Source organism: Pantoea sp. PNA 14-12, from assembly GCF_004364735.1.
GTDB lineage: Bacteria > Pseudomonadota > Gammaproteobacteria > Enterobacterales > Enterobacteriaceae > Pantoea > Pantoea stewartii.
The window spans coordinates 161,056-173,282 of the sequence record NZ_SOAJ01000002.1; the positions used below are offsets into that span (position 1 = coordinate 161,056).

Consider the following 12,227-nt stretch of genomic DNA (forward strand, 5'->3'; position numbering starts at 1 on the left):
CACTCACTCCAGCGGCATTTTCTGCGGATCGTCGTAGCGGTATTCAAAGCCCAGCTCGTGACAGATACGCGCGCCGTCAATCAACTTACCGCTGTCGTCGTGCGTCTGCGGTTCAAAGGTGGGCGGCGTCATGCCCAGCTGGCGCGACACACAGGGATAGAAATGGGCGCGGGACGGATGTTTCAACGCACACAGGTTGAACGTCCTGCCGCCTTTTGGCGTTTGCAGCAGCAGCATAATCGCCTCCACCACATCATCCAGATGCACCAGATTCACCCCGTGCGATCCATTGGGTAAATCCTGTTTGCCGGCCAGGAAGCGACCGGGATGCCGTTTCGGGCCCACCAGCCCGGCCAGACGCAATACATCGACGCTGGTGCCGGGTAAGTCGTGCAGCCAGTTTTCCAGGTCCACCAGCGTTTTACCTGCCGTGGTTTCTGGTTGAAGCGGGCTTTTCTCCGTTTTGATACCGGCGCTGCCGCCATAGACGGAAGTGGAACTGGTAAAGATGATCCGTGGGACATTGCGCGCCAGCGCGGTATCCACCACGTTTTGTACTGCCTGCACATAGGCGTCGCCGCCCTCTGCCGTGCGGCTGGCGGGCAAGGTGACAACCAGCGCATTCACGTCAAACAGCGCCTCCAGGTCCTCGGCCTCACAGACCAGTTCGGGCGTCAGTTCAAGTTGAAACGCATCGATGCCACAGCGACGGGCCGCCTCTACGCCATCCGGCGTGGTTTTACTGCCGGTCACCTGCCAGCCTCGCGCGGTCAGCGCCATCGCAAGCGGCATGCCCAGCCAGCCGAGTCCTACAATTGCGACCTTTTTCATATTGTCTCCTGCTGCGAACGTCAAGATTCAGCCATCTTAAGCTGCCCCTGAGTTGCAAACCAGTGCAAAGTGTTTCTGTGCTTTGCGAAGAACAACATTAAAAAAGAGTTGCCAATTTCAACTATCTTCGTTAGGTTAATTCCACACAAATGAATAACTTTTCATTATCGAGAATTTTATGACACGCGTTCAGTTCAACCATCATCACCACCATCACCCTGACTAGTCTTTCAGGCGATGTGTGCTGGAAGACGTCTAGGATCTTCCAGTGGTGCGAACGCAAGAGAACCCCCGGAAGATCGTCTTCCGGGGGTTTTTTTATGGGCTGACGCAAAATACGCATTCAGGACAGGTTAATTAAGGGGACAGGAACAATGTTAGACAATAGCCGTTTACGCATAGCTATGCAGAAATCAGGTCGGTTAAGCGATGATTCACGCGAGCTGCTGGCGCGCTGCGGGATCAAAATCAATCTTCAGCAACAGCGTCTGATCGCCTTCGCTGAAAATATGCCTATCGATATTCTGCGCGTGCGCGATGACGATATTCCGGGCCTGGTGATGGACGGCGTGGTCGACCTGGGCATTATCGGCGAAAACGTGCTGGAAGAAGAGTTACTGACGCGCCGCGCACAGGGGGAAGATCCTCGCTACTTCACGCTGCGTCGCCTCGACTTTGGCGGCTGTCGTCTGTCACTGGCCATGCCGGTCGATGACGCTTATACCGGCCCGCGGTGCCTGAACAATGCCCGCATCGCCACCTCCTATCCTCACCTGTTAAAACAGTATCTCGACAAGCAAGGTATCGCCTTTAAATCCTGTCTGCTGAACGGCTCGGTCGAAGTGGCGCCGCGTGCCGGCCTGGCTGATGCGATCTGCGATCTGGTCTCCACCGGTGCCACGCTGGAAGCGAACGGTCTGCGTGAAGTGGAAGTCATCTATCGTTCTAAAGCCGTGCTGATTCAGCGCGACGGCGACATGCCCGCGGCCAAGCAGGAGCTGATCGATAAAATGATGACCCGTATTCAGGGCGTGATCAAAGCACGTGAATCCAAATACATCATGTTGCATGCACCGAGCGAGCGTCTGGAAGAAGTCATTAGCCTGCTGCCGGGCGCCGAGCGTCCAACCGTGTTACCGCTGGCGGGCGATGTGAGCCGTGTGGCAATGCACATGGTGAGCAGCGAAACGCTGTTCTGGGAAACCATGGAAAAACTCAAAGCGCTGGGTGCCAGTTCGATTCTGGTGCTGCCAATCGAAAAAATGCTGGAGTAAACGATGAGCAAAATCATGACACCCGTGAACTGGCAGGCGTGCAGCGCGGAGGCTCAACAGGCGCTGCTGGCACGCCCAGCGCTGTCTGCCTCTGACAGCATCAGTCAGATTGTGCGTGACGTTCTGGCGCGCGTGAAAAGCGAAGGCGACGCAGCTCTGCGCGATTTTAGCGCGCGCTTTGACAAGGTTGAGCTGACGGATTTTCGCGTGACCGCTGAGCAGATGCAGGCTGCCAGCGATCGTCTCAGTGATGAACTCAAACAGGCAATGGCGGTGGCGGTCGCCAATATCGAGACTTTCCACCGTGCGCAGATTCTGCCAGCCGTGGATATCGAAACCCAGCCGGGCGTGCGTTGCCAGCAGGTGACGCGCCCGATGCAATCGGTCGGCCTCTATATTCCCGGGGGGTCCGCCCCGCTGTTTTCCACCGTATTGATGCTGGCGACACCGGCACGTATTGCCGGATGCGGCCGCGTGGTGCTGTGCTCACCGCCGCCGATTGCCGACGAGATTCTCTATGCGGCCCAGCTGTGTGGCGTAGAAGAAGTATTTCAGGTGGGCGGTGCGCAGGCCATTGCCGCCCTGGCCTTCGGCACCGAGACCGTGCCGAAAGTGGCTAAAATTTTCGGACCGGGCAACGCCTGGGTCACCGAAGCCAAACGTCAGGTCAGCCAGTGCCTCGATGGCGCGGCTATCGATATGCCCGCGGGCCCGTCAGAAGTGCTGGTGATCGCCGACGACGGTGCCACGCCCGCGTTCGTGGCGTCCGACCTGTTGTCTCAGGCGGAACACGGGCCGGATTCGCAGGTGATTCTGCTGACGCCTTCACAGGGACTGGCTGAGCGCGTGGCTGACGCTGTCGAACAACAGCTGGCGCAGCTGCCGCGTGCCGCCACGGCCCGTAAGGCGCTGGAAAGCAGCCGCCTGATCGTGGCCCGCGATTTGCAACAGTGTGTGGCGATTTCCAACCGCTATGGTCCGGAGCACCTGATTCTGCAAACCCGCACGCCGCGCGACCTGGTTGAGCAAATCACCAGCGCAGGCTCCGTGTTCCTGGGCGACTGGTCGCCCGAGTCTGCAGGCGATTATGCCTCCGGCACGAACCATGTGCTACCTACCTATGGTTATACCGCGACCTGCTCCAGCCTGGGGCTGGCCGACTTCCAGAAACGTATGACGGTACAGGAACTGACGCCGCAGGGCTTTATGGATCTCGCCGCCACCATTGAAACCCTGGCCGCCGCGGAGCAGCTGGATGCCCACAAAAATGCCGTCACGTTGCGCGTCACCGCGCTCAAGGAGCAAGCATGAGTCAGGATATTGAAAAACTGGCCCGCGCCAATGTGCGTGCGCTGACGCCTTATCAGTCGGCGCGTCGTCTGGGCGGCAACGGTGATGTCTGGCTGAATGCTAACGAGTTTCCGTTGCCGGTGCCCTTTGAGCTGTCGCAGCAAACCCTGAACCGCTACCCGGAATGCCAGCCGAAGCAGGTAATCACCCGCTATGCGGCTTACGCGGGCCTGTCTCCTGAGCAGGTACTGGTCAGCCGCGGCGCAGATGAAGGCATTGAGCTGTTGATGCGGGCGTTCTGTGAGCCCGGCAAAGACGCGATTCTGTTCTGCCCACCGACCTACGGTATGTACAGCGTCAGCGCGGAAACCATCGGCATTGAGTACCGTACCGTGCCGGCACGTGAAGACTGGCAGTTGAACCTGCCCGCGATTGCCGAACAGCTCGACGGTGTGAAAGTCGTTTATATGTGCAGCCCGAACAACCCCACGGGCAACCTGATTGATCAGGACGCTATCCGTCAGCTACTGGCGATGACCGCCGGCAAAGCGCTGGTCGTCGCGGATGAAGCCTATATTGAATTTTGTCCACAGGCGACGCTGGCGGGCTGGTTGCGCGAATATCCGCACCTGGTCATTCTGCGCACCCTGTCGAAAGCCTTCGCGCTGGCCGGTCTGCGCTGCGGATTTACGCTGGCGAATAAACCGGTTATCGACCTGCTGATGAAGGTGATTGCGCCCTATCCGCTGGCGACACCGGTGGCCGACGTGGCGGGCCAGGCACTGAGCGACGAAGGGATTGCCTTAATGCGCCAGCACGTCGATGAGCTGAATGCCAACCGTAGCTGGTTGTTTGAACAGTTGCCGCAAATTCGCGTCGTGGAGCAGGTCTTCCCCAGCGAAACCAACTATATTTTGGTGCGCTTTACCGATTCACCAAAGGTGTTTAAAACCTTGTGGGATCAGGGCATTATTTTGCGTGACCAAAACAAGAACCCCGGCCTCGCAGGTTGTCTGCGCATCTCGGTGGGAACCCGCACCGAGTGCGAACGCCTGATCGCCGCGCTGCAAGCCTTATCTCTGGAGTAAGCATGAGTCAGAAGACCCTTTTTATTGACCGCGATGGCACGATTATCTCCGAACCGCCGCAGGACTTTCAGGTGGATCGGATGGATAAGCTGGCGTTTGAACCGGACGTCGTGCCTGCACTGCTGGCGCTGCAGGACGCAGGCTATCAGCTGGTGATGATTACCAATCAGGACGGTCTGGGCACGGACAGTTTTCCACAGGCGGACTTCGATGGCCCACACACGCTGATGATGCAGATTTTGTCATCGCAGGGCATTCGCTTTAGCGATGTGCTGATTTGTCCCCATAAGCCTGAAGACCACTGCGCGTGCCGTAAGCCGAAAACCCAGATGGTTGAGGCCTGGCTGGCTGAAGGCGCCCTTGATACGGCCAACAGCTATGTGATTGGCGATCGCCAGACCGATATTCAGCTGGCGGAAAATATGGGGATTCAGGGCATTCGCTATGGCGCAGAAGGTCAGGACTGGAAAGCGATTCAGCAGCAGCTGACGCAGCGCGACCGCTACGCGCTGGTCCAACGCAACACCAAAGAAACCCAGGTCCGCGTGGAACTGTGGCTGGACCGCGAAGGCGGCAGTAAGATCAACACTGGCGTCGGCTTCTTTGATCATATGCTGGACCAGATTGCCGTGCACGGCGGCTTCCGCATGAACATCGACGTCAACGGTGACCTGTATATTGACGATCACCACACGGTAGAAGATACCGGTCTGGCATTAGGCGAAGCGCTGCTGAAAGCGTTGGGCGATAAGCGCGGCATTGGCCGTTTTGGCTTTGTGCTGCCGATGGATGAGTGCCTGGCGCGCTGTGCACTGGATATCTCTGGTCGTCCACATATCGAATTTAAAGCGGAATTCAGCTATCAGCGCGTTGGCGATCTGAGCACCGAGATGGTCGAGCACTTCTTCCGTTCCCTGTCCTACGCCATGATGAGCACCCTGCACCTGAAAACCAAAGGGAAAAACGATCATCACCGTGTGGAAAGTTTATTCAAAGCCTTTGGCCGGACCTTACGTCAGGCGATTCGCGTTGAGGGAAATACCCTGCCGAGCTCTAAAGGAGTGCTGTAATGAACGTGGTGATCCTGGATACAGGCTGTGCCAACCTGTCGTCGGTAAAGTGGGCCGTTGAACGTCTGGGCTATACGCCAGAGGTCAGTCGCCATCCGGATGTCGTCCTGCGCGCCGATAAGCTGTTTCTGCCCGGCGTTGGCACCGCGCAGGCGGCCATGAACCAACTGCAGGAGCGTGAGCTGATTGAGCTGGTCAAGGCCTGTACGCAGCCGGTGCTGGGTATTTGCCTGGGCATGCAGCTGCTGGGCAGCCACAGCGAAGAGAATGGCGGTGTGCCCACGCTGGGCATTATCGACCAGCCCGTGTCACTGATGGACACGCAGGGGTTACCGTTACCGCACATGGGCTGGAACCAGATCACCGCTCAGGCCGGTAATCATCTGTTCCGCGGCATTGATGAAGGCAGCTACTTCTACTTCGTACACAGCTTTGCGATGCCCGTAAATGCCAGCACCATTGCGCAGTGTCACTATGGTCAGGCGTTCACGGCCGCGGTACAGAAAGATAACTTCTTTGGCGTGCAGTTCCACCCGGAACGCTCTGGCAAAGTCGGCGCGCAGTTGCTGAAAAACTTCCTGGAGATGTAATGATTATCCCCGCATTAGATTTAATTGATGGCAAGGTTGTGCGCCTGCATCAGGGTGATTATGCCCGTCAGCGCGATTACGGCAGCGATCCGTTACCCCGCTTACAGGATTACGCACGCCAGGGCGCAACGGTACTGCACCTTGTGGATTTAACCGGTGCTAAAGATCCGGCGAAACGCCAGATTACCTTACTGAAAAGCCTGCTTAACGGCGTGGATGCGGTGGTCCAGGTTGGCGGCGGCATTCGCAGTCGGGAAGACGTTAAAGCGTTACTGGACGCGGGTGCCAGCCGTGTGGTGGTAGGGTCGACCGCCGTCAAACAGCCCGAGGAAGTGAAAGCCTGGTTTACCGAGTTTGGCCCGGACGCGATTGTGCTGGCGCTGGACGTCCGTATTGATGCGACCAACCGCAAAGAGGTGGCGATTAGCGGCTGGCAGGAAGCGGCGGGCGTTACGCTCGAAGAGGTCATTGAACAGTTCCAGCCTGTCGGGCTGAAGCATGTTCTGTGCACCGACATTTCCCGTGATGGTACGCTCAGCGGGTCGAACGTGGATCTGTATAAAGAAGTGACCGCACGCTTTCCGCAGATTGCGTTTCAGTCCTCAGGCGGTATTGGTGAACTCAGTGACGTTGCCGCCCTTCGCGGCAGCGGTGTTCAGGGCGTGATCGTCGGACGTGCGCTACTGGAAGGCAAATTTACAGTTTCGGAGGCCATAGCATGCTGGCAAAACGGATAATTCCTTGTCTCGATGTGCGTGACGGTCAGGTGGTAAAAGGCGTTCAGTTTCGTAACCACGAAATTATTGGCGACATCGTGCCGCTGGCGCAGCGCTATGCGCAAGAAGGTGCGGACGAGCTGGTGTTTTACGATATCACCGCTTCATCGGACGACCGCGTAGTGGATAAAAGCTGGGTTGCGCGCGTTGCCGAAGTCATCGACATTCCGTTCTGCGTGGCAGGCGGCATCAAAACCCCGGAAGATGCCGCGCGGATTCTGGAGTTTGGTGCGGACAAAATTTCCATTAACTCCCCTGCGCTGGCCGATCCTTCATTGATCACCCGCCTGGCCGACCGCTTTGGCGTCCAGTGCATCGTGGTCGGTATTGATACCTGGTTTGATGATGCCAGCGGGAAGTACCATGTTAATCAGTATACCGGCGACGAATCCCGCACCCGCGTGACCCAGTGGGAAACGCTGGACTGGGTGCAGGAAGTGCAGAAACGGGGCGCAGGCGAGATTGTCCTCAACATGATGAACCAGGATGGCGTGCGCAACGGTTATGACCTGGTGCAGTTGAAGAAGGTACGTGATGTCTGCAAGGTACCGCTGATCGCCTCTGGCGGTGCGGGTACCATGACTCACTTCCTTGAAGCCTTTGAGCAGGCCAATGTCGATGGCGCGCTGGCGGCGTCGGTTTTTCACAAACAAATTATTAATATCGGCGAGCTGAAACGCTTTCTGATCGACAACGGTGTGGAGATTCGTGCGTGTTAACTGAACAACAACTGGCCCGGTTAGACTGGGAAAAAACCCAAGGCATGATGCCGGTCATCGTCCAGCACTCTGTTTCTGGTGAAGTTCTGATGCACGGTTATATGAATCAGGCGGCGCTGGAAAAAACGCTGCAGGACGGCAACGTGACGTTCTTTTCACGCACCAAAAACCGTCTGTGGACCAAAGGCGAGACCTCAGGACACTTTCTACAGGTCGTGAGCATCACACCTGACTGCGACAACGACACGTTGCTGGTGCTGGCCAACCCGATTGGCCCCACCTGCCATCTGGGCACCTCCAGCTGCTTCACCCCTGCTGCGCCTGACTGGACGTTCCTCTATCAGTTGGAACAACTGCTGGCGTCCCGTAAGCAGGCCGACCCGGAAAGCTCTTACACCGCCAGACTCTATGCCAGCGGCACCAAACGGATTGCGCAGAAGGTCGGTGAAGAAGGCGTGGAAACCGCGCTGGCTGCCACGGTGAACGATCGTGAGGAACTGACGAACGAAGCCTCCGATCTGATCTATCACCTGCTGGTACTGCTGCAGGATCAGGATCTGGATCTCAGCACCATCATCAATAACCTGCGCGCCCGTCATAAGTGACAGACTGCGTTACGGCTGCTCGACGGTTTGCTGAGCAGCCTTTCCCGTCCATTTGACCTGTAAGGATTTTACCGTGACTACGCATGAAAAACTCATTGCTCTGCTCGACCAGCATCGCGCGCGTTACCGCCTGATGCAGCATGAGGCAACCGGCAAATGTGAAGCCGTTGCCAAAATTCGCGGCACGGCAGTCGGACAGGGCGCAAAGGCGCTGGTGTGTCTTGTGAAAGGCAATGGCGTCAAACAACATGTTCTGGCGGTACTGCCTGCGGATCAGCAGGCCGATCTCAGTAAAGTCGCCTCAGCCGTAGGCGGACGCCGGGCATCCCTTGCCTCGCCCGCAGAGGTCGATGTGCTGACCGGCTGCGTATTTGGTGCGATTCCCCCGTTCAGCTTTCATCCTGATTTAACTGTGGTGGTCGACCCGCTGCTGTTTGAGCGCTATGACGAGATTGCCTTTAACGCCGGCGTACTCGACCAGTCTGTCGTACTGAATACCCAGGATTACCGTGGCCTTTGCCAGGCTAACATTGTGAAAATCATCCTCTAATTGCCATCATCCCGGGTGAAAGGTACTCTGCGTAATACACTATTACGACAACAGAAGACCGAAAACTATGGCAATCACTTCTCTGAAAACCCGTTTACACAAAGCGTTAGCGCTGGCCCTCCTGGCTGGCTGCGCGTTTGGCGCCCAGGCGAAAATTGAGCAGGTTCGCTTCGCTGTTGATCCCACCTATCCCCCTTTTGAATCCAAAACGCCGCAGGGGAAGCTGGTCGGCTTTGATATCGATTTAGGTAACGCGCTGTGCGCGCAGATGCAGGCCAAATGTGTCTGGGTGGAAAGCCAGTTCGACGGGATGATTCCGGCGCTTAAAGCGCGTAAATTCGACGCCATTCTGTCTGATATGGGCATCACCGAAGAGCGACTGAAGCAAATCGACTTTACCGTGCCGCTGTACGATACGCACACCCAGCTTATCGCGCGTAAGGGGTCGGGCCTGTTGCCCACCCCGGAATCGCTGAAAGGCAAAACCGTAGGCGTAGAACAAGGCACTGTGCAGGAGCGTTATGCCCGGGCAAAATGGCAACCTTTTGGCGTGACGGTCGTGCCCTATGGCGATCAGGCGCAGGTTGAAAGTGATCTGGTGGCCGGGCGCCTTGATGCGGTCTTTACCGATGCGGCTCAGGCGGCAAACGGTTTTCTCAAACAACCTCAGGGCAGCGCCTTTGAACTGGCCGGGCCGATTGTGAAAGACCCGATCATCGGGCCGGGCACGGCGATTGGCCTGCGTAAAGGCGATACCGAACTGAAAACTGCGCTGGATGATGCCTTCGCTGCCATTAAGAAAAATGGCACCTTTGACAAACTGCAAAAGAAATATTTTGCCACGGATATTTCAATTCAACCGTAACGTCAGTGCAGGCTTTTTCCCCCTCCTCCGCCTGCATGACTATACTCAATGACTTTATGGGCGGCATTTGTCCGCCCCTGAACCGACAAAAGGACATTAACACGGTATGTACCAACAACATCACCCTTTGTTAAGCGCCTCTCTCGGCACCCAGCGTGAAATTATCAGTTTTCATTTTGGCGATGATCACAGTCGCCAGGTCTATATTCAGGCTTCCTTACATGGCGACGAGATCCCGGGGATGGCGGTGGCCTGGTATCTTAAGCAGCGTTTACAGGCGCTGGAATCTGCCGGACGACTCAAAGCTTTTTTCTCCCTGATACCGGTATCCAATCCGCTGGCCCTGAGCCAACACTGGCACGGTACACATCTTGGACGCTTCCACGCACAGTCCGGCCAGGATTTTAACCGCAAATTCCCGTCTCTGGGGGCGCTTCTGGCGGGGGAACTGGCCGAGACGCTGACCCAGAATGAGAGTCAGAACCGGCAGCTGATTCGTGATGCGATTGACCGTTACTACCGTGACACAATCGCCAAAACTGAACTGGAAGCCCAGCGTTATACGCTGATGCGCATGGCTAGTCAGGCCGATCTGATGATTGATTTGCATTGTGACTGGGAGGCGGTTCCACACCTTTACACCACGCCACATGCATGGCCGGATATCGAACCCTTAGCACGCTGGCTGGGCAGTGAAGTGCAGCTACTGGCACAGATCTCGGGGGGGGAGCCCTTTGACGAAGCCTGCTGTGAACCCTGGCTGACGCTGGCTGAAAAATTTGGTGAAACATTCCCGATGCCGCGCGGCCTGCTGCCGGTAACGCTGGAGCTACGTGGCGTACGTGATGTCTCGCCTGAACAGGCTGAGCAGGACGCAGATGCGATCATTAACGCGTTGCAGGAATCCGGCTATATCTCTGCGGCCGATACGTCCGTGTCCGTTGAAGTCGCTGCGCCGGTGATTGGCGGTGATGAGCTGGTGTCGGTGGTGAGCGGCGGTGAGGATGTGGTCGGTGTGGATGAGAGCGGCACCGGACTGGGTGCGCCTGGTGTGGCGCAGGCCGCAGAAGAAGGCAATATTATCAAGCAGCGACACACTGAAGGCACGTCGGCTTTAATGCCGCCGCTTAAAAATCCCCCGACGCCGCTGGCGGGTTGTGAATATGTTCACTCACCGGTATCGGGCCTGATCCTGTATCGCAAAGCGCTAGGCGCGCGAATCCGTCCCGGGGAAGTGGTTGCGGAGATTGTTGATCCTGTCACCGACCACATCACGCCCTTGGTCGCAGAATTTGGAGGCGTGCTATACGCGCGGCACTGGGCCAGATTTGCGACGGCAGGCATGCTGGTGTTAAGGCTGGCGGGCGATAAGGCGGTGAGGAGTGGGGAGTTGTTGGTTTAACATGGCATTCAATCATAATCGAATGAGTAATTATCTTCTTTTTGATTAAATCATCGATAAACGAAGTTATATATGGCTCAAGCGTGAGCACAGAAAAATAAAAGGTTGGTCAAAATACAGGCCAACCTTTCAAATTTTTACAGGCCCCGATTACGATAGCTAATGAGTGAATTACGCCCAATAACTATAAATGATCCCAGTAGCGCTCCAATTATAAATGCAAGAATCAAAGCTAAGCCTTTTTTAGGACTAACGCGTTTAAGTGGTAAGTCAGGCTGCGAGATGTAACGAAAAGATTGTAGGTTGTCAACCTCAATTTTTAGATGCGTAACAGCAAGTAAAGCACGTTGCGCGTCATAATATTCTTTGCTGAAATCTAATGGTTTGGAGTTTTCATTCTCTACCATCGCTTTAAGTGCATCACTGCCTAATAAATATAAAGTATCATCAGAAAGAAACTCTGCCTGATTAACTTGTAACTTACCTACATTAGATGCATCGGCGATTTTCAAAGCCTGTTTTATGACATCAAGACGATGCTCTTTTTGGTTCAATGCAACTTGCTTGTAAGTATCTAAAGTATTGGTAAGCTCACGTGTTTTAACGCTTAAATTTCTTTTAATATCATCGCCATAGTCTTTAACAACCTCATCGTTTACCTGGGAAATATATTGAGTCAGTTGCATTTGGGCTTCTTTTGCGCTTTGTCCGACAAATGAAATGCTTACCGCGTCGTCACTACCCTTGACGGGCCTTAAAGTTAACGTCAGAGGCTTTTCGAGGTTAGCGAGAGCTCCAGCTAACGCGCTCATAGAAGCAGTAAAACGATTAAACATTTGAGTCTGGAGCCCAGTGAGCGAAGGTTTATCCTGTGGAGAGTCAGCATAAACGATACTCAATGCAGCATTGTAATTCGCGACCTGCCCAGCGGCAGGAAGAGTTACCGTCGATGTAGAAACCCACTTTTCTTTCACGACGTTGATGTAAACCACACCAATTAAAACAGAAATAATAACGGTAGAAATGATTACAACCTTACCACGCCATAGCTGTAAGACTAAATCAAATAAATCAATATCGGAATCAGGCTGCTCTTTCACGTACCCACCATGTGAGGATGAATGCTCGTCGTTTGTATTGCTTTTATTAGTCATAAATTCATTAATT

14 protein-coding genes and 1 other annotated feature are annotated in these 12,227 nt (G+C 55.4%); of the genes, 12 read left to right on the forward strand and 2 right to left on the reverse strand.

Annotation, left to right across the window (positions count from 1 at the left end):
* Window positions 1–3: 3 nt before the first annotated feature.
* Window positions 4–831, reverse strand: a complete 828-nt coding sequence (locus C7434_RS08465) for an SDR family oxidoreductase (RefSeq protein ID WP_006119826.1) — start codon at window positions 829–831, stop codon at window positions 4–6.
* Between the two features lie 178 nt (window positions 832–1,009).
* Here C7434_RS08465 and hisL point away from each other — a divergent pair, with 178 nt between their 5' ends.
* The 12 genes from hisL to C7434_RS08525 all read left to right on the forward strand — a co-directional run bounded on the left by hisL (window position 1,010) and on the right by C7434_RS08525 (window position 11,060).
* The gene (gene hisL, locus C7434_RS08470; RefSeq protein WP_100396937.1) at window positions 1,010–1,057 is read left to right on the forward strand and encodes a his operon leader peptide; all 48 of its coding nucleotides are present in this window, start codon (window positions 1,010–1,012) and stop codon (window positions 1,055–1,057) included.
* Window positions 1,033–1,153, forward strand: a sequence feature (His leader region). Its footprint overlaps the gene before it by 25 nt.
* 52 nt (window positions 1,154–1,205) lie before the next feature.
* On the forward strand, window positions 1,206–2,105 hold the full coding sequence (gene hisG, locus C7434_RS08475) for an ATP phosphoribosyltransferase (RefSeq protein WP_133745355.1): 900 nt from the start codon (window positions 1,206–1,208) through the stop codon (window positions 2,103–2,105).
* Window positions 2,106–2,108: 3 nt separating this feature from the next.
* Complete coding sequence (gene hisD / locus C7434_RS08480; protein ID WP_133745356.1) at window positions 2,109–3,416, forward strand: histidinol dehydrogenase; 1,308 nt, start codon at window positions 2,109–2,111, stop codon at window positions 3,414–3,416.
* Window positions 3,413–4,483, forward strand: a complete 1,071-nt coding sequence (hisC, locus tag C7434_RS08485) for a histidinol-phosphate transaminase (RefSeq protein ID WP_039338110.1) — start codon at window positions 3,413–3,415, stop codon at window positions 4,481–4,483. The genes hisD and hisC overlap by 4 nt, the downstream gene beginning before the upstream one ends.
* A gap of 2 nt (window positions 4,484–4,485) precedes the next feature.
* Window positions 4,486–5,553, forward strand: a complete 1,068-nt coding sequence (gene hisB / locus C7434_RS08490; protein WP_033740444.1) for a bifunctional histidinol-phosphatase/imidazoleglycerol-phosphate dehydratase HisB — start codon at window positions 4,486–4,488, stop codon at window positions 5,551–5,553.
* Window positions 5,553–6,143: an imidazole glycerol phosphate synthase subunit HisH gene (hisH, locus tag C7434_RS08495; protein ID WP_006119831.1), complete on the forward strand. Its 591-nt coding sequence runs from the start codon at window positions 5,553–5,555 to the stop codon at window positions 6,141–6,143. Before hisB ends, hisH begins: the two co-directional genes overlap by 1 nt.
* Window positions 6,143–6,880 (forward strand): 1-(5-phosphoribosyl)-5-[(5-phosphoribosylamino)methylideneamino]imidazole-4-carboxamide isomerase, encoded by a 738-nt coding sequence (hisA, locus tag C7434_RS08500; RefSeq protein ID WP_033740446.1) that lies wholly within the window; start codon window positions 6,143–6,145, stop codon window positions 6,878–6,880. Before hisH ends, hisA begins: the two co-directional genes overlap by 1 nt.
* Window positions 6,862–7,638: an imidazole glycerol phosphate synthase subunit HisF gene (hisF, locus tag C7434_RS08505; protein ID WP_006119833.1), complete on the forward strand. Its 777-nt coding sequence runs from the start codon at window positions 6,862–6,864 to the stop codon at window positions 7,636–7,638. Before hisA ends, hisF begins: the two co-directional genes overlap by 19 nt.
* Window positions 7,632–8,243: a bifunctional phosphoribosyl-AMP cyclohydrolase/phosphoribosyl-ATP diphosphatase HisIE gene (gene hisIE / locus C7434_RS08510; RefSeq protein WP_133745357.1), complete on the forward strand. Its 612-nt coding sequence runs from the start codon at window positions 7,632–7,634 to the stop codon at window positions 8,241–8,243. The genes hisF and hisIE overlap by 7 nt, the downstream gene beginning before the upstream one ends.
* A gap of 73 nt (window positions 8,244–8,316) precedes the next feature.
* Window positions 8,317–8,793: a YbaK/prolyl-tRNA synthetase associated domain-containing protein gene (locus C7434_RS08515; protein ID WP_133745358.1), complete on the forward strand. Its 477-nt coding sequence runs from the start codon at window positions 8,317–8,319 to the stop codon at window positions 8,791–8,793.
* A 67-nt stretch (window positions 8,794–8,860) separates the two neighbouring features.
* Complete coding sequence (locus C7434_RS08520) at window positions 8,861–9,658, forward strand: ABC transporter substrate-binding protein (RefSeq protein WP_033740450.1); 798 nt, start codon at window positions 8,861–8,863, stop codon at window positions 9,656–9,658.
* A 106-nt stretch (window positions 9,659–9,764) separates the two neighbouring features.
* Window positions 9,765–11,060: a succinylglutamate desuccinylase/aspartoacylase family protein gene (locus C7434_RS08525; protein ID WP_133745359.1), complete on the forward strand. Its 1,296-nt coding sequence runs from the start codon at window positions 9,765–9,767 to the stop codon at window positions 11,058–11,060.
* Window positions 11,061–11,197: 137 nt separating this feature from the next.
* Here the strand turns inward: C7434_RS08525 and wzzB are convergent, their stop codons facing one another.
* A complete protein-coding gene (wzzB, locus tag C7434_RS08530) occupies window positions 11,198–12,160 on the reverse strand; it encodes an LPS O-antigen chain length determinant protein WzzB (protein WP_243835877.1) in 963 nt (320 codons plus the stop codon).
* Window positions 12,161–12,227: the final 67 nt, after the last annotated feature.